The sequence below is a fragment of the Neobacillus sp. CF12 genome (assembly GCF_030348765.1).
In the GTDB taxonomy this organism is placed as follows: domain Bacteria; phylum Bacillota; class Bacilli; order Bacillales; family Cytobacillaceae; genus Neobacillus.
The window spans coordinates 3,799,164-3,817,340 of the sequence record NZ_JAUCEU010000007.1 but is presented as its reverse complement, the minus strand read 5'-3'; the positions used below and the strand labels follow the sequence as shown (position 1 = coordinate 3,817,340).

The following is an 18,177-nucleotide window of genomic DNA, read 5'->3' as shown; positions in this document are numbered from 1 at the left end:
CATGATTTTGGTGACTTTCTTTATTTATCTTTTTTTAGTAAAATAAAGTATTGAGACCATTTAGAAATGAGTGATAAACATTGCCTGAAAAAATAAAGCTAAATACTGAGTTTATTACGTTAGGACAATTTCTTAAATTAGCTGATGTCATCCAATCTGGTGGAATGGCAAAATGGTTTTTAAGTGAAAACGATATTTTTATAAATGGTGAACAAGATCAAAGAAGAGGTAGAAAACTCCGAGTTGGAGATAAAATCCATATTCCAGGGCACGGAGAATTTTTGATAACCGAGTAACTTAAGGGATGTCGTTTTCATGTATATTGAACAATTAGCATTAAAGGATTATCGGAATTATGAGAGCCTATCCGTTGAATTTGAAAATAAAGTTAATGTGATCCTTGGAGAGAACGCCCAGGGTAAAACAAATGTAATGGAATCTATCTATGTTTTAGCAATGGCCAAATCGCATCGAACTTCGAATGATAAAGATCTTATTCGTTGGGATCAAGAGTATGCTAAAATAGAGGGCAGGGTCCAAAAACAATACAGCTCTTTGCCATTGCAATTAATTATTTCTAAAAAGGGTAAAAAGGCAAAGTGCAATCATATTGAGCAGCAAAAATTAAGCCAGTATGTCGGAAACATGAATGTGGTCATGTTTGCTCCTGAAGATTTAAATTTAGTTAAAGGCAGTCCGCAAATAAGACGGCGGTTTATTGACATGGAAATAGGGCAGGTTTCGCCCATCTATTTACATGATATGAGTCAATACCAAAAAATACTTCAACAACGCAATCATTTTTTAAAAATGATGCAAATAAAAAAGCAGAATGATCAAACCATGCTTGAAATCCTCACTGAACAGTTTATTGACATGGCTGTGAAAATTGTTTTAAAAAGATTTGAATTTCTACAATTGCTTGAAAATTGGGCTAAGCCTATTCATAAAGGTATTTCTCGAGGTCTAGAATCATTGAAAATTGTCTATAAACCATCAGTAGATGTATTAGAAGACCAAGATTTGTCGAAAATGAAAGCATGCTTCGAGGAAAAATTTAGTAGAGTTAGAACGAGGGAAATAGAACGTGGTACAACATTATTCGGACCACATCGCGATGATTTGTTGTTTTTTGTAAATGAACGAGATGTTTCGACATTTGGATCACAGGGACAACAAAGAACAACGGCGCTTTCTGTTAAACTTGCCGAAATTGAGTTAATTCATTCGGAAATTCGCGAATATCCTATCTTACTCCTTGACGATGTCTTATCTGAATTAGATGATTATCGTCAGTCACACTTACTTAATACCATCCAGGGTAAAGTCCAAACGTTCGTTACAACAACCAGTGTAGATGGCATCCATCATCAAACATTAAGAGAGGCTTCAACGTTTGAAGTAGAAACCGGTTTTATCAAAAAAGTTAATTGAGGTGGAAGTGTGTATATTCATGTTGGGGAAGATTTGAATATCAGGGCGAAGGATATCATCGCGATTCTTGATAAAGGGTGCGTGAATTCTTCAGAACTAGTCGAAGAGTTCTTAAAACAGCATAAAGAAAAGCTTATAAACCTTTCGAAAAACCCCTTTAAATCTGTTGTCATTACATATGACAAGGTTTATTTATCCCCAATTTCTTCCGGAACATTAAAGAAACGTTCAAATCAAAAGGAAATGCAGGATTATTAAAATAGCTAATAATTATTATATTGATTAATAGTGATTTTTTTGAATGAAAGTGCGGGGTGAACTAAATTGACAATGGAACAAAAAGTAGTCCAAGAAGAAGAATATGGTGCGGATCAAATACAAGTTCTAGAAGGTCTAGAAGCTGTTAGAAAAAGACCCGGTATGTACATTGGTTCAACGAGTGGAAAAGGTCTTCATCATCTTGTTTGGGAAATTGTAGATAACAGTATTGATGAGGCTTTGGCAGGATATTGTGATGAAATCAATGTCATCATTGAAGAAGATAATAGTATAACTGTAAAAGATAATGGGCGTGGGATTCCGGTGGGAATTCAGGAGAAAATGGGCAGACCTGCTGTTGAAGTCATTATGACTGTTCTTCATGCTGGAGGTAAGTTCGGCGGCGGCGGATATAAGGTTTCTGGTGGTCTGCATGGTGTAGGTGCTTCCGTTGTTAATGCCCTCTCCACTAATCTAGAGGTTTTTGTCCATCGCGACGGTAATATTTATTCCATTAAGTTTGAGCGTGGTGCGGTAGTTAGTGAATTAGAGATAATTGGAACTACTGACAAAACAGGGACCATTACTCACTTTAAACCAGATGGAGAAATTTTTACTGAAACCTTGGAATACGAATTTGATATTCTAGCGACTCGACTGCGTGAACTTGCATTCTTAAATCGCGGAATCAAAATTACTATTCAAGATAATCGTATGGAAAATAAACAGAATGAATACTACTACGAAGGCGGAATTAAATCGTATGTAGAGCATTTAAACCGTACAAAAGAGGTTATTCATGATGAACCAATCTTTATTGAGGGAGAACGTGATGGCATTAGCGTTGAAGTTGCTCTTCAATACAATGAAGGATATACAGACAGCATTTACTCTTTTGCCAACAACATTCACACCTATGAAGGCGGAACACATGAGAGTGGATTTAAAACAGGATTAACTCGAATTATTAATGACTATGCAAGAAAAAGTGGTTTGATTAAAGAAAACGATACGAATCTATCTGGTGAAGATGTTCGTGAAGGGCTAACAGCGATTGTCTCGATTAAGCATCCGGATCCACAATTTGAAGGACAAACAAAGACAAAGCTTGGGAACTCTGAAGTTAGAACGATAACTGATTCATTATTTTCAAGTCATTTCGATAAATTTCTATTGGAAAATCCTTCAGTAGCTAGAAAGATTGTTGAAAAGGGACTTATGGCTGCAAGAGCAAGGCTTGCTGCTAAGAAAGCTAGAGAATTGACACGCCGAAAGAGTGCCTTAGAGGTTTCTAGTTTACCTGGGAAATTAGCTGACTGTTCTTCAAAGGACCCTGCAATCAGCGAACTATACATTGTTGAGGGTGATTCGGCAGGCGGTTCAGCAAAACAAGGCCGTGACCGGCATTTCCAGGCGATTCTGCCATTAAGAGGAAAAATCCTTAATGTTGAGAAAGCACGTTTAGATCGAATCCTCTCTAATAATGAGGTTCGCTCCATGATAACTGCAATTGGTACAGGTATTGGAGAAGATTTTGATATCGCTAAAGCAAGATATCATAAAATCGTCATTATGACGGATGCAGATGTTGATGGTGCCCATATACGAACACTTCTCTTAACTTTCTTTTACCGTTACATTCGAAAAATTTTAGAGGCTGGATACGTTTATATTGCCCAACCGCCATTATATAAAGTTCAGCAAGGGAAAAAAATTAGGTATGCTTATGATGACAAAGATCTAGAGAAAATATTCGCTGAGCTTCCGAGCCAGCCGAAGCCTAATATCCAACGTTATAAAGGTTTAGGAGAAATGAATCCTGAGCAATTATGGGAAACGACAATGGATCCTTCTAATAGAACCATGCTTCAAGTAAGTCTAGAAGATGCCATTGAAGCAGATGAGACATTTGAAATGCTAATGGGTGACAAAGTAGAACCTCGTCGTAACTTCATCGAGGCAAATGCGCAGTATGTTAAGAATTTAGACATTTAAAGAAATGCCTATATAGAAAGGGATAGAGGGGTGGCCACTATCCTCCTTTTTTCGTTTACCCTAGGGGACTAAGATAACTATAAAAGGCATATCGTCACCAAAATAGGAGGTACTAAAATGGCAGAAACACCAAATTCTCAAATAAAAGATATTAATATCAGTCATGAAATGAAGAATTCGTTTCTTGACTATGCTATGAGTGTTATTGTTTCTCGTGCCCTTCCAGATGTTCGAGATGGGTTAAAACCAGTTCATCGCCGTATTTTATACGCTATGCATGATCTGGGAATACATGCTGATAAACCATATAAAAAGTCAGCTCGTATCGTTGGGGATGTAATCGGTAAATATCACCCACATGGAGATTCTGCTGTCTATGAAACGATGGTCCGGATGGCACAAGATTTTAACTATCGTTATATGCTTGTTGACGGCCATGGAAACTTTGGATCCGTAGATGGTGATTCAGCGGCAGCAATGCGTTATACAGAATCTAGAATGTCAAAAATTTCGATGGAATTATTAAGAGATTTAAACAAAGATACGATTGATTTCCAAGATAACTATGATGGCGAGGAAAGAGAACCTTCTGTTCTGCCAGCTAGATTTCCTAACCTATTAGTTAATGGTTCTATGGGCATTGCTGTTGGTATGGCAACTAATATTCCACCACACCAGCTTGGAGAAGTTATTGATGGTGTATTAGCCATTACCCATGATCCAGAAATATCAATCCCAGAGTTAATGGAGATCATTCCTGGCCCAGATTTTCCAACTGGAGGAATCATTATTGGCCGAAGCGGTATTCGTAAGGCATACGAAACAGGCAGAGGATCAATAACAATTCGCGGAAAAGTTGAAATAGAAACAAAATCAAATGGTAAAGAAGTTATCATTGTTCATGAATTGCCATACCAAGTAAATAAAGCCAAATTGGTTGAAAGAATCGCTGAATTACATCGCGATAAAAAGATTGAAGGCATCACAGATCTACGAGATGAGTCAGATCGTAATGGTATGCGTATTGTTATTGAGGTTCGTAAAGATGCGAATGCGAATGTCCTTTTAAATAACTTATATAAACAAACATCACTACAAACTAGTTTTGGTATTAATACACTAGCCCTTGTAAATGGACATCCAAAGGTCTTAAATCTAAAACAATGTCTAGTCTATTATCTAGATCATCAAGTCGTGGTTATTCGCAGAAGAACAGAGTTTGAGTTACGTAAAGCAGAAGCGCGGGCTCATATTTTGGATGGTTTAAGAATTGCTTTGGATAATCTTGATGCAGTAATAAGCTTAATTCGCAGTTCACAGACAACTGATATTGCCCGAGAGGGTTTAATGACACAATTTAACCTTTCTGAAAAACAAGCACAAGCTATTCTTGATATGCGCTTACAGCGTCTAACTGGTTTGGAAAGGGAGAAAATCGAGGAAGAATATCAAAGCTTAGTAAAGCTTATCGCTGAATTAAAGGCAATTTTAGCGGATGAAGAGAAAGTTCTTGAAATCATTCGTGAAGAATTAACTGAAATCAAAGAGCGATTTAATGATAAGCGCCGTACGGAAATCGTAGGTGGCGGAATTGAAAATATCGAAGATGAAGATCTCATTCCACGTGAAAATATCGTTATTACGTTAACTCATAATGGCTATATTAAACGTCTCCCTGTTTCAACGTACCGCGCGCAAAAAAGAGGCGGTCGAGGTATCCAAGGGATGGGTACCAATGAGGATGACTTTGTTGAGCATTTGATCACGACATCTACCCATGATACGATTCTCTTCTTTACAAATAAAGGTAAGGTTTACCGTTCTAAGGGTTATGAAATCCCTGAATTCAGCCGCACGGCGAAAGGACTTCCAATCATTAACCTTCTTGGAATTGAAAAAGGAGAATGGGTTAATGCTATTATTCCAGTTGAGGAATTTGTGGATGACTGGTTCTTATTCTTTACAACAAAAGAGGGTATTTCTAAACGTTCACCGCTTACCTCATTTGCACATATCCGCAATAATGGCTTAATCGCGCTAAGTCTTCGTGAGGGTGATGAACTTATTTCTGTTCGTTTAACAGACGGAACGAAGCATATGATTATTGGTACGAAAAAAGGAATGCTAATCCGCTTCCCTGAGACAGATGTTCGATCTATGGGTAGAACTGCAACTGGGGTTAAAGGGATTACCTTAGATAGTGATGATGAGGTTGTTGGTATGGAAGTGCTTGAGGAAAATAGCAGCGTCCTTATTGTCACTAAAAACGGTTATGGTAAACGCACACCAGCAGAAGAATATCGTATCCAAGGAAGAGGCGGTAAAGGTATTAAAACATGCCACGTTACCGAGAAAAATGGCTTCTTAGTTTCCGTAAGAGCTGTGACAGGTGAAGAAGATTTAATGTTGATTACCACTGGCGGAGTCCTTATTCGTATCGATGTAGATGGCATTTCAACAATGGGGCGAAATACGCAAGGCGTAAAACTAATAAGTCTCAAAGATGATGGACATGACTTTGTTGCAACTGTTGCTAAGGTAGAAAAAGAAGAAGTTTCAGAAGAAACAGATTCTGAAGAAACAGATTCAGAATTTACTGAAGGAGCAGAAGTTATCACTAGAACGGAAGATGATAACGCAGGCAATGAGTTAGAATCTGAAGATAATGGTTCGGATAACACTACAGAAGAAGAATAAGTAATAAACTAGAGAGTACCTATTTTGGTACTCTCTTTTAAATTAATTTTCTTATTTTGTTATTTTCTCTTGATAAGTAGTGTTAATGCTGATATACTCATTTGAGTCGGCAAGATTACTTGGTTGTCAGATAGTATATACCAAATAGATGTTGACTTTCATATTAATAGATGATATATTAGTAAAGTCGCTTCAGAGCGATTAAGTGAAATTGATCTTTGAAAACTAAACAAACAAGAACGTCAACAAACATTTTTTTAGCTTTTTATAAAAGCTAAGCCAACGTAACAAATGAGCTATATCAACTTTCTTGGAGAGTTTGATCCTGGCTCAGGACGAACGCTGGCGGCGTGCCTAATACATGCAAGTCGAGCGAATCTTTAGGAGCTTGCTCCTAAAGGTTAGCGGCGGACGGGTGAGTAACACGTGGGCAACCTGCCTGTAAGACTGGGATAACTTCGGGAAACCGGAGCTAATACCGGATAATCCTTTTCCTCTCATGAGGAAAAGCTGAAAGTCGGTTTACGCTGACACTTACAGATGGGCCCGCGGCGCATTAGCTAGTTGGTGAGGTAATGGCTCACCAAGGCGACGATGCGTAGCCGACCTGAGAGGGTGATCGGCCACACTGGGACTGAGACACGGCCCAGACTCCTACGGGAGGCAGCAGTAGGGAATCTTCCGCAATGGACGAAAGTCTGACGGAGCAACGCCGCGTGAGCGATGAAGGCCTTCGGGTCGTAAAGCTCTGTTGTTAGGGAAGAACAAGTATCGGAGTAACTGCCGGTACCTTGACGGTACCTAACCAGAAAGCCACGGCTAACTACGTGCCAGCAGCCGCGGTAATACGTAGGTGGCAAGCGTTGTCCGGAATTATTGGGCGTAAAGCGCGCGCAGGCGGTCCTTTAAGTCTGATGTGAAAGCCCACGGCTCAACCGTGGAGGGTCATTGGAAACTGGGGGACTTGAGTACAGAAGAGGAAAGCGGAATTCCACGTGTAGCGGTGAAATGCGTAGAGATGTGGAGGAACACCAGTGGCGAAGGCGGCTTTCTGGTCTGTAACTGACGCTGAGGCGCGAAAGCGTGGGGAGCAAACAGGATTAGATACCCTGGTAGTCCACGCCGTAAACGATGAGTGCTAAGTGTTAGAGGGTTTCCGCCCTTTAGTGCTGCAGCTAACGCATTAAGCACTCCGCCTGGGGAGTACGGCCGCAAGGCTGAAACTCAAAGGAATTGACGGGGGCCCGCACAAGCGGTGGAGCATGTGGTTTAATTCGAAGCAACGCGAAGAACCTTACCAGGTCTTGACATCCTCTGACACTCCTAGAGATAGGACGTTTCCCTTCGGGGAACAGAGTGACAGGTGGTGCATGGTTGTCGTCAGCTCGTGTCGTGAGATGTTGGGTTAAGTCCCGCAACGAGCGCAACCCTTGTTCTTAGTTGCCAGCATTCAGTTGGGCACTCTAAGGAGACTGCCGGTGACAAACCGGAGGAAGGTGGGGATGACGTCAAATCATCATGCCCCTTATGACCTGGGCTACACACGTGCTACAATGGATGGTACAAAGGGCTGCAAGACCGCGAGGTTTAGCCAATCCCATAAAACCATTCTCAGTTCGGATTGTAGGCTGCAACTCGCCTACATGAAGCCGGAATCGCTAGTAATCGCGGATCAGCATGCCGCGGTGAATACGTTCCCGGGCCTTGTACACACCGCCCGTCACACCACGAGAGTTTGTAACACCCGAAGTCGGTGGGGTAACCGCAAGGAGCCAGCCGCCTAAGGTGGGACAGATGATTGGGGTGAAGTCGTAACAAGGTAGCCGTATCGGAAGGTGCGGCTGGATCACCTCCTTTCTAAGGATAATGCAGTCCCTATGGACTGATAAGAAGTTGACTGTTACTTGTTTGTTTAGTTTTGAGAGTTCAATCTCTCTATTATATTTCGTAGTGGGGGCCTATAGCTCAGCTGGTTAGAGCGCACGCCTGATAAGCGTGAGGTCGATGGTTCGAGTCCATTTAGGCCCACTCATCTCTACGGGGCCTTAGCTCAGCTGGGAGAGCGCCTGCTTTGCACGCAGGAGGTCAGCGGTTCGATCCCGCTAGGCTCCACCAATAAGATAGTTAATACTATCAAATGAAATATTTTTGCTCCTGCGCCATAGCGTATTCGAAGGTGTAATCCTTCAGCTCGTCGCAAGGCAGCATTATGTAAAGCTCTGAAGTTTAATCACGCTGTGATTGAATCAGCAGCCTCGTTCTTTGAAAACTAGATAATCGTAAGAAGAAGTCAAAGTAAAACCGAGAATCGCCACATTAGTTTTTCTCTCTTAAGCAATTAAGAAGAAAATAACCTTTTAGGTTAAGTTAGAAAGGGCGCACGGTGGATGCCTTGGCACTAGGAGCCGATGAAGGACGGGACTAACACCGATATGCTTCGGGGAGCTGTAAGTAAGCTTTGATCCGGAGATTTCCGAATGGGGGAACCCACTGCTCGTAATGGAGCAGTATCTTTACCTGAATACATAGGGTATTGAAGGCAGACCCGGGGAACTGAAACATCTAAGTACCCGGAGGAAGAGAAAGCAAACGCGATTCCCTGAGTAGCGGCGAGCGAAACGGGACATAGCCCAAACCAAGAGGCTTGCCTCTTGGGGTTGTAGGACACTCAACATGGAGTTACAAAGGAACGGGGTAGATGAAGCGATCTGGAAAGGTCCGTCATAGAAGGTAAAAACCCTGTAGTTGAAACTTCGTTCCCTCCTGAGTGGATCCTGAGTACGGCCGGACACGAGAAATCCGGTCGGAAGCTGGGAGGACCATCTCCCAAGGCTAAATACTCCCTAGTGACCGATAGTGAACCAGTACCGTGAGGGAAAGGTGAAAAGCACCCCGGAAGGGGAGTGAAAAAGATCCTGAAACCGTGTGCCTACAAGTAGTCAGAGCCCGTTCATGGGTGATGGCGTGCCTTTTGTAGAATGAACCGGCGAGTTACGATTACATGCAAGGTTAAGTTGAAGAGACGGAGCCGCAGCGAAAGCGAGTCTGAATAGGGCGTATGAGTATGTGGTCGTAGACCCGAAACCAGGTGATCTACCCATGTCCAGGGTGAAGTCCAGGTAACACTGGATGGAGGCCCGAACCCACGCACGTTGAAAAGTGCGGGGATGAGGTGTGGGTAGCGGAGAAATTCCAATCGAACTTGGAGATAGCTGGTTCTCTCCGAAATAGCTTTAGGGCTAGCCTCACGTTGTAAGAGTCTTGGAGGTAGAGCACTGTTTGGACTAGGGGCCCTCATCGGGTTACCGAATTCAGACAAACTCCGAATGCCAAAGACTTATCCGTGGGAGTCAGACTGCGAGTGATAAGATCCGTAGTCAAAAGGGAAACAGCCCAGACCACCAGCTAAGGTCCCAAAGTTTACGTTAAGTGGAAAAGGATGTGGAGTTGCTTAGACAACCAGGATGTTGGCTTAGAAGCAGCCACCATTTAAAGAGTGCGTAATAGCTCACTGGTCGAGTGACTCTGCGCCGAAAATGTACCGGGGCTAAACGTAACACCGAAGCTGTGGATTGACACCGTATGGTGTCAGTGGTAGGAGAGCGTTCTAAGGGCGTTGAAGCTAGACCGTAAGGACTGGTGGAGCGCTTAGAAGTGAGAATGCCGGTATGAGTAGCGAAAGACGGGTGAGAATCCCGTCCACCGTATGCCTAAGGTTTCCTGAGGAAGGCTCGTCCTCTCAGGGTTAGTCGGGACCTAAGCCGAGGCCGAAAGGCGTAGGCGATGGACAACAGGTTGATATTCCTGTACCACCTCTTTATCGTTTGAGTGATGGGGGGACGCAGGAGGATAGGGTAAGCGCGCTGTTGGATATGCGCGTCCAAGCAGTTAGGCTGGTAAGTAGGAAAATCCGCTTACCGTAAAGGCTGAGCTGTGATGGCGAGGGAAATATAGTACCGAAGTTCCTGATTCCACACTGCCAAGAAAAGCCTCTAGCGAGATAAAAGGTGCCCGTACCGCAAACCGACACAGGTAGGCGAGGAGAGAATCCTAAGGTGAGCGAGAGAACTCTCGTTAAGGAACTCGGCAAAATGACCCCGTAACTTCGGGAGAAGGGGTGCTTTTTGAGGTGAATAGCCTCGAAGAGCCGCAGTGAATAGGCCCAGGCGACTGTTTAGCAAAAACACAGGTCTCTGCGAAGCCGCAAGGCGAAGTATAGGGGCTGACGCCTGCCCGGTGCTGGAAGGTTAAGAGGAGGGGTTAGCGCAAGCGAAGCTCTGAATCGAAGCCCCAGTAAACGGCGGCCGTAACTATAACGGTCCTAAGGTAGCGAAATTCCTTGTCGGGTAAGTTCCGACCCGCACGAAAGGCGTAACGATCTGGGCACTGTCTCAACGAGAGACTCGGTGAAATTATAGTACCTGTGAAGATGCAGGTTACCCGCGACAGGACGGAAAGACCCCGTGGAGCTTTACTGTAGCCTGATATTGAATTTTGGTACAGCTTGTACAGGATAGGTAGGAGCCTGAGAAACCGGAGCGCCAGCTTCGGTGGAGGCGTCGGTGGGATACTACCCTGGCTGTATTGAAATTCTAACCCGCACCCCTTATCGGGGTGGGAGACAGTGTCAGGTGGGCAGTTTGACTGGGGCGGTCGCCTCCTAAAGAGTAACGGAGGCGCCCAAAGGTTCCCTCAGAATGGTTGGAAATCATTCGCAGAGTGTAAAGGCACAAGGGAGCTTGACTGCGAGACCTACAAGTCGAGCAGGGACGAAAGTCGGGCTTAGTGATCCGGTGGTTCCGCATGGAAGGGCCATCGCTCAACGGATAAAAGCTACCCCGGGGATAACAGGCTTATCTCCCCCAAGAGTCCACATCGACGGGGAGGTTTGGCACCTCGATGTCGGCTCATCGCATCCTGGGGCTGTAGTCGGTCCCAAGGGTTGGGCTGTTCGCCCATTAAAGCGGTACGCGAGCTGGGTTCAGAACGTCGTGAGACAGTTCGGTCCCTATCCGTCGTGGGCGCAGGAAATTTGAGAGGAGCTGTCCTTAGTACGAGAGGACCGGGATGGACGCACCGCTGGTGTACCAGTTGTCTTGCCAAAGGCATCGCTGGGTAGCTATGTGCGGACGGGATAAGTGCTGAAAGCATCTAAGCATGAAGCCCCCCTCAAGATGAGATTTCCCATAGCGTCAAGCTAGTAAGAACCCTGAAAGATGATCAGGTTGATAGGTCAGAGGTGGAAGCGTGGTAACATGTGGAGCTGACTGATACTAATCGTTCGAGGACTTAACCAATTTTTAAAAGCGAAACTCGTTTTACAAACTTCTTCTGAAATTATCTAGTTTTGAGGGAATGAAAACCTCAAATTTTATAGTCTGGCAGCAATGGCGAGAAGGTCACACCCGTTCCCATACCGAACACGGAAGTTAAGCTTCTCAGCGCCGATGGTAGTTGGGACTTTGTCCCTGTGAGAGTAGGACGTTGCCAGGCAAAATGAAACACAACCTAATTATGGTTGTGTTTTTTTGTGTTGTCCGAAAGGACAAAGAAGCAAATCATCTTTTGATTTCCTTAAACTAGATTATTAAGGAGTAGTGGGAACCAAAACTACCTTTTGATTCCCTAAATTGGATTTCTTAAGGGACGAGGGATCCAAACTACTCTTTTGATTCCCTAACTTGATTTTGCATGAGTATAGGGTATAAAAGTTTTTTATCTCCAAGTAAATCCAAAATATTTTAGTTCATCAAGTACTCATAAATCAAAAATGGTCCCTTCTTTAACGTTATATCTAAAAAGGTTTTAATAAATGGATAATCACGGTTTGGCATCATTTTTGTAAGTTCACTCCACCATTCAGTTTCATATCTTGCAATCATACTTAAATTATAAAGCAAGAGGTAATGAACCAATAACTCAGGGTATAGAAATAAATTTTCCTTCTTTATCGGCATTACATAAGAACTGCTTTCTAGGTGAAACTTAATCGGTGAAATACCAGTAAATGGCGTCTTACTATATTGAAATATTAATCCTTCCCCTAAAAATTCGATTTGATTTCCTGATTTTGTGGTTAGATATTCCTTCAGTCTGTCTTCTGTCATGTGATAATGATCCAAAATTTTTTCAGGTACTACCAATTGCCCGCTTTGAGTATATATGGGTGTAAAAGTGCTTTTCGACTCATGTACCATAAATAAGTCATCTAGTTCAGGAATGAGCTCTAGCAGCTCTTCCATCGTTATTTTATCCCCTTCCAATTGTTTCATGTGGAACATCTTTTCTGACATAAAAGGGAAAAGGCCATTTTTTTGAAATTTCACTTCATCTTGGAAAAATTGGTAGTTTTGCTTTTTTCTTTTTCTTGTTGAAACTCCGTGAGCCAAAACAGAGGTTGTTTCTGGATAAGCTGGATCAACCGTTAGAATACATGCTTTTATTAAATGAACAAGACCATAGAAAAGCAAAATGGGTTTTAAAATTAGCGGCGCACTTTCTGCCTGTTGATAATAAATTTGACCATGCTCGAGATAATAAAGAAAGGCATAACAATTTTCGTAGCTTTTTTGTTCTGGATTTTCAAGATTAATCTTTTTGTAATTGTTTTTTAAATAGGACTGGCAATGCTCTGCAGAATAAAAACTCGCAAAGCTTTTCCAGCCTTTATAGTCAGCAGCCAATGGAAATCACCTTTTTCAGAAAAATTAGACTAAATCGTTCTCCTTGACAGTATTTTGTCCAATTGATAACCTACAATTAAAAATTTTTTCTTGGAGGCCATAAAAATGTGGGAGAGTAAATTTTCAAAAGAAGGTTTAACGTTTGATGATGTCTTATTAATTCCTGGTAAATCAGAAGTACTGCCCCGTGATGTAAGTCTTCAAGTTGAGTTATCGAATAAGGTAAAGTTAAATATCCCAATCATTAGCGCAGGGATGGACACAGTAACAGAAGCTGAAATGGCTATTTCGATGGCTCGTCAGGGTGGTTTGGGAATCATCCATAAAAATATGACGATTGAACAGCAGGCCGAACAGGTTGAGAAAGTTAAGAGGTCTGAGAGTGGAGTCATCACTGATCCGTTTTACCTCACTCCAGAGCATCAAGTATATGATGCCGAGCATTTAATGGGCAAATATCGAATTTCAGGTGTACCAATCGTAAATAATCTTGATGAGCAAAGGCTTGTAGGAATTATCACCAACCGAGATTTACGTTTTATTCAAGATTACTCTTTTAAGATTTCAGATGTTATGACAAAAGAAAACCTCGTTACGGCTCCAGTAGGAACCACATTAAAAGAGGCTGAAAAAATCCTTCAAAAATATAAGATAGAAAAGCTTCCACTTGTGGATGATCAAGGAGTTTTAAAAGGATTAATTACCATAAAGGATATCGAGAAAGTAATTGAATTTCCTAATTCAGCAAAAGATAAGCAAGGGCGGTTATTAGCTGGTGCAGCTGTTGGAGTAACAAAAGATACTATGCTTAGGGTTGAAAAACTGGTAAAGGCAAATGTCGACGTAATTGTTGTTGATACTGCACACGGCCATTCACAGGGTGTGTTAGATACTGTTAAGGAAATAAGGGGCCAATATCCTGATTTAACGATTATTGCTGGAAATGTAGCAACTGCAGAGGGAACAAGGGATTTGATAGAGGCAGGCGCAGATGTCGTTAAGGTTGGGATTGGACCAGGTTCCATTTGTACAACCCGTGTAGTAGCTGGTGTAGGTGTACCACAAATCACAGCCGTTTATGACTGTGCTACAGAAGCTAATAAGCACGGCAGAACCATTATTGCAGATGGCGGGATTAAATATTCAGGAGATATCGTTAAGGCGCTAGCAGCAGGCGGCCATGCTGTTATGTTAGGAAGTATGCTAGCAGGCGTTACAGAAAGTCCTGGCGAAACAGAAATTTTCCAAGGTCGCCGCTTTAAGGTCTATCGAGGCATGGGTTCTGTAGCAGCAATGGAAAAGGGTTCGAAAGATCGCTATTTCCAGGAGGATAATAAGAAGTTTGTTCCTGAAGGAATTGAAGGTCGCTTACCATATAAGGGGCCATTAGCTGAAACCATTTACCAATTAATCGGCGGTTTACGTTCTGGTATGGGCTATTGTGGAACAAAGGACCTAGAAGAGTTAAGAAATAATGCCCAGTTTGTAAAAATGACAGGCGCTGGCCTACGGGAAAGTCACCCTCATGATGTTCAAATTACAAAAGAAGCTCCAAATTACTCATTATCATAAGGGTAAAACAGAGAGGCTCTAGCTTCTCTGTCTTTTTTTTGTAAAAAGATAGTCCTTTCATCTGTCTATGATTTGAACTTTAGTTATGTTAAAATTATCAAAGTGTATTAATTCGTTGGAGGGCGTTATTGTGAACAAACTTTTTTCTCGTAAACTTCTTGCCAGCTCCTTGGCAATGCTCATGTTTTTTAGCCTCTTTACAGGCTTAAATAAGGTAGAAGCAGAAACTGCACCAATAAATGTTAATGCAGATGGAGCTATTTTAGTAGATGCAGAAACAGGTAAGGTCTTGTATGAAAAGAATGCTGATAGTGTACTAGGAATCGCTAGTATGACAAAGATGATGACGGAATATATTCTGTTAGATGCAATTAAAAGTGGTAAGGTGAAATGGGATCAAGAGTATTCAGTAAGTGAGGTTGTCTACGACGTTTCTCAAGATCGCAGTCTTTCTAATGTTCCTCTAAGAGCAGACGGTAAGTACAATGTCCGTGAGTTATACGAAGCAATGGTCATTTACTCTGCAAATGGTACAACCATAGCCCTTGCAGAAATTATTGCTGGTTCGGAGTCAAATTTTGTTAAGTTGATGAATGAAAAAGGTAAAGAGTTAGGATTAGCAGATTTTAAATTTGTTAATTCCACTGGTTTGAATAATGTGGATTACAAAGGATTGCATCCGGAAGGAACAGAAGCAACAGAAGAGAATGTTATGTCTGCACGTGCGGTTGCTCAATTGGCCTTCCACTTAATTAATGAGTTTCCTGATGTATTAAAAACAGCAAGTACCCCTAAAATGACGTTTAGAGAAGGTACTGATGACCAGATTAAGATGGAAAACTGGAATTGGATGTTACCAAGTTTAGTTTTTGGCTATGAAGGTATGGACGGCCTTAAGACAGGAACAACTGACTTTGCGGGCTACTGCTTTGCTGGTACAGCTATGAGAGACGGAAAACGTTATATCACAGTTGTTCAAAATGCGAAGGACTCAGAAGGTAAAGGAAGCTATGAGGCACGTTTCGGTGAAACTCGAAAAATGCTTGATTTCGCTTTCGGCAACTTTACAAAAGAAGAAATCTTTCCAAAGAATTATCAGGTGAAGAAGCAAAAAACTGTACCTGTTACGAAAGGGAAAGAAGACAATGTTAAGATTCATACAAAAGAAGCGATTAACATGGTAGTGTTAAATGGGCAAAAGGAAAATTATCAACCTATATTGGTTCTAGATAAAAAGAAAGTCAATAAAAATGGTGAATTGACAGCTCCAATTAAAAAAGGTGATAAAATTGGTACGTTAACCATTGAGCCTAAAAATGGAGAGAAACTTAGTTTCTTAACAGCAGAGGGGCAAAAGAAGGTTCAAGTAGATGTGATTGCGGCTGAAGATGTAGAGAAGTCCAATTGGTTTGTTTTAATGATGAGAGGAATTGGCGGATTCTTTGGAAGTCTATGGGACGGCATCTCCTCTACGGTTAAAGGCTGGTTTTAATAGTAAGGAAATATTTAACAAAGGATTCTTGTCTTGACAGGGATCCTTTTTTGTTGCTTTAATGTTTTTATGGGAACAATCTAATTCCGACTGAATTAATACAATTTCCTAAGAGTGTAGAAAAATTTTTTGTAATATTTCTAATAGTACATATAACAAGGGGGATTTAAAGTGAAAACAGGTACGGATCGAGTTAAACGAGGAATGGCTGAAATGCAAAAGGGCGGCGTCATCATGGACGTTGTTAATGCAGAGCAGGCAAAAATTGCTGAAGAGGCAGGCGCGGTGGCGGTAATGGCATTAGAGCGTGTACCATCGGACATTCGTGCAGCTGGCGGTGTTGCCAGAATGGCTGATCCTAGAATTATTGAAGAAGTACTAAATGCAGTATCAATCCCTGTAATGGCGAAAGCTAGAATTGGCCATATTGTTGAAGCACGTGTGCTTGAAGCGATGGGCGTTGACTATATTGATGAGAGTGAAGTTTTAACTCCAGCTGATGAAGAGTATCATTTATATAAAAGCGATTTTACAGTTCCGTTTGTTTGCGGCTGCCGTGACCTTGGCGAAGCTGCCCGCAGGATTGGTGAAGGGGCTTCAATGCTTCGTACGAAGGGTGAACCTGGAACAGGAAACATCGTTGAGGCCGTCCGCCATATGCGCAAGGTAAATGGACAGGTTCGTAAAGTAGTTGGAATGAATGAAGATGAGCTTATGACAGAAGCAAAACTATTAGGTGCACCATTTGAATTACTTCTTGAAATTAAACGTCTAGGACGCCTTCCTGTAGTTAACTTTGCAGCTGGCGGCGTTGCTACACCTGCTGATGCTGCACTTATGATGCAGTTAGGTGCAGATGGAGTATTTGTAGGTTCTGGTATTTTTAAATCAGAGAATCCTGCTTTATTCGCAAAAGCCATTGTTGAAGCAGTGACTCATTACCAAGACTATAAATTAATTGCTGAGCTTTCTAAGAACCTAGGAACACCAATGAAAGGTATTGAAATTTCGTCTCTAGCTCCCGAAGCACGCATGCAAGACAGAGGTTGGTAGGATTATGGTTAAGATAGGAGTACTCGCCTTACAAGGTGCTGTCCGCGAGCATGTACGTTCTGTTGAGGAATGTGGTGCAGAGGGAATCGCCATTAAGAAGGTTGAACAGTTAAAAGAAGTAGATGGACTCATCCTTCCTGGCGGTGAAAGTACTGCAATGAGAAGATTGATTGATAAATATAGCTTTATGGACGCATTGAAGGAATTTGCTGCTGAAGGTAAACCTATGTTTGGTACCTGTGCAGGTCTTATTCTTTTGGCCAAAAATCTTGTTGGCCAAGAGCCGCATATTGGCGTGATGGACATTACAGTTGAACGCAATTCCTTTGGACGCCAAGTCGATAGCTTTGAGGCAGACCTCGCGATTAAAGATGTAGCTGAGAACTTCCCTGCGGTCTTTATTCGTGCACCGCACATCGTTGAGGCTGGCTCAGAAGTTGAGATCCTTTCAAAGCATAATGATCGAATTGTTGCTGCTCGAGAAGGTCAATATCTTGGATGTTCCTTCCATCCGGAATTAACAGATAGCCATGACCTTACGGCTTACTTTGTTGACATGGTAAAGGAATCAAAAGCAAAACAATTGGTATAATTTGATTGCATTTGGTGGATAATTATAGTAAATTTTTAATAAATAAATAAAGTTAAAGCAATGAGAGGAAATAGTAACAGGAAGTTCATTCTAAAGAGAGCCGGTGGCTGGTGTGAATCGGTGTTTGAAGCTTGTGAATCCGTCCTCGAGTAAAGTGCGGAACACCCGATACGGGTCAGTAAGTACTTTCGGTAAAAACCGTTAATTTTTTTCGAGGTGGACAGACTAATATCTGTCAACCAGGGTGGTATCGCGGGTAACTCTCGTCCCTGTTTTTGGGGACGGGAGTTTTTTGTATTTATTTTTTATTAATCTAGCTGCAGCGCCTAGAGGCTCTTAGGTCTAAGCCAATCCGACAAAAAGGTTAAAAGGCAACCTTTCCGCCGGCTCGTCTTATGCCT

General features: G+C 42.1%; 10 protein-coding genes, 2 tRNA genes, 3 rRNA genes and 1 other annotated feature. Of the genes, 14 read left to right on the top strand and 1 reads right to left on the bottom strand.

Features of this window, described 5'->3' with window-relative positions:
• Window positions 1-80: 80 nt before the first annotated feature.
• The 10 genes from yaaA (at window position 81) to rrf (ending at window position 11,877) form a co-directional block, all read left to right on the top strand.
• On the top strand, window positions 81-296 hold the full coding sequence (gene yaaA / locus QUG14_RS18230; RefSeq protein ID WP_289341872.1) for a S4 domain-containing protein YaaA: 216 nt from the start codon (window positions 81-83) through the stop codon (window positions 294-296).
• Window positions 297-315: 19 nt separating this feature from the next.
• Window positions 316-1,434 (top strand): DNA replication/repair protein RecF, encoded by a 1,119-nt coding sequence (gene recF / locus QUG14_RS18225; protein WP_289341871.1) that lies wholly within the window; start codon window positions 316-318, stop codon window positions 1,432-1,434.
• Window positions 1,435-1,443: 9 nt separating this feature from the next.
• Window positions 1,444-1,692 (top strand): extracellular matrix regulator RemB, encoded by a 249-nt coding sequence (remB, locus tag QUG14_RS18220; protein WP_289341870.1) that lies wholly within the window; start codon window positions 1,444-1,446, stop codon window positions 1,690-1,692.
• 72 nt (window positions 1,693-1,764) lie between these two features.
• Entirely contained in the window at window positions 1,765-3,687 is a 1,923-nt protein-coding gene (gene gyrB, locus QUG14_RS18215) for a DNA topoisomerase (ATP-hydrolyzing) subunit B (protein ID WP_289344181.1), read from the top strand.
• A gap of 117 nt (window positions 3,688-3,804) precedes the next feature.
• Complete coding sequence (gene gyrA, locus QUG14_RS18210; protein WP_289341869.1) at window positions 3,805-6,384, top strand: DNA gyrase subunit A; 2,580 nt, start codon at window positions 3,805-3,807, stop codon at window positions 6,382-6,384.
• Between the two features lie 307 nt (window positions 6,385-6,691).
• Window positions 6,692-8,241, top strand: a 16S ribosomal RNA gene (locus QUG14_RS18205).
• Window positions 8,242-8,338: 97 nt separating this feature from the next.
• Window positions 8,339-8,412, top strand: a tRNA-Ile gene (locus QUG14_RS18200).
• An 11-nt stretch (window positions 8,413-8,423) separates the two neighbouring features.
• Window positions 8,424-8,499, top strand: a tRNA-Ala gene (locus QUG14_RS18195).
• A 245-nt stretch (window positions 8,500-8,744) separates the two neighbouring features.
• Window positions 8,745-11,681 (top strand): 23S ribosomal RNA (locus QUG14_RS18190).
• Window positions 11,682-11,761: 80 nt separating this feature from the next.
• Window positions 11,762-11,877, top strand: a 5S ribosomal RNA gene (gene rrf, locus QUG14_RS18185).
• The 16S, 23S and 5S rRNA genes sit together here with 2 tRNA genes alongside, the layout of an rRNA operon.
• Before the next feature lie 248 nt (window positions 11,878-12,125).
• Here the strand turns inward: rrf and QUG14_RS18180 are convergent.
• The gene (locus QUG14_RS18180; RefSeq protein WP_289341868.1) at window positions 12,126-13,067 is read right to left on the bottom strand and encodes a YaaC family protein; all 942 of its coding nucleotides are present in this window, start codon (window positions 13,065-13,067) and stop codon (window positions 12,126-12,128) included.
• 105 nt (window positions 13,068-13,172) lie between these two features.
• On the opposite strand from QUG14_RS18180, the gene guaB reads away from it, so the two are divergent.
• From guaB to pdxT, 4 genes are all read left to right on the top strand, one after another.
• On the top strand, window positions 13,173-14,639 hold the full coding sequence (gene guaB, locus QUG14_RS18175) for an IMP dehydrogenase (RefSeq protein WP_289341867.1): 1,467 nt from the start codon (window positions 13,173-13,175) through the stop codon (window positions 14,637-14,639).
• A 175-nt stretch (window positions 14,640-14,814) separates the two neighbouring features.
• Complete coding sequence (locus tag QUG14_RS18170) at window positions 14,815-16,131, top strand: D-alanyl-D-alanine carboxypeptidase family protein (RefSeq protein WP_289344180.1); 1,317 nt, start codon at window positions 14,815-14,817, stop codon at window positions 16,129-16,131.
• Window positions 16,132-16,302: 171 nt separating this feature from the next.
• Window positions 16,303-17,184, top strand: coding sequence for a pyridoxal 5'-phosphate synthase lyase subunit PdxS (gene pdxS, locus QUG14_RS18165; protein ID WP_289341866.1), 882 nt, complete (start codon window positions 16,303-16,305; stop codon window positions 17,182-17,184).
• Window positions 17,185-17,188: 4 nt separating this feature from the next.
• Window positions 17,189-17,776, top strand: a complete 588-nt coding sequence (pdxT, locus tag QUG14_RS18160; protein ID WP_289341865.1) for a pyridoxal 5'-phosphate synthase glutaminase subunit PdxT — start codon at window positions 17,189-17,191, stop codon at window positions 17,774-17,776.
• Window positions 17,777-17,827: 51 nt separating this feature from the next.
• Window positions 17,828-18,050 (top strand) — a binding site (T-box leader).
• The last annotated feature ends 127 nt before the right edge of the window (window positions 18,051-18,177 follow it).

Coding starts and splice junctions, on each gene's coding strand:
- guaB (WP_289341867.1), top strand. CDS start 13,173: ATGTGGGAGAGTAAATTTTCAAAAGAAGGTTTAACGTTTGATGATGTC.
- pdxT (WP_289341865.1), top strand. CDS start 17,189: ATGGTTAAGATAGGAGTACTCGCCTTACAAGGTGCTGTCCGCGAGCAT.
- gyrB (WP_289344181.1), top strand. CDS start 1,765: ATGGAACAAAAAGTAGTCCAAGAAGAAGAATATGGTGCGGATCAAATA.
- gyrA (WP_289341869.1), top strand. CDS start 3,805: ATGGCAGAAACACCAAATTCTCAAATAAAAGATATTAATATCAGTCAT.
- recF (WP_289341871.1), top strand. CDS start 316: ATGTATATTGAACAATTAGCATTAAAGGATTATCGGAATTATGAGAGC.
- QUG14_RS18170 (WP_289344180.1), top strand. CDS start 14,815: ATGCTCATGTTTTTTAGCCTCTTTACAGGCTTAAATAAGGTAGAAGCA.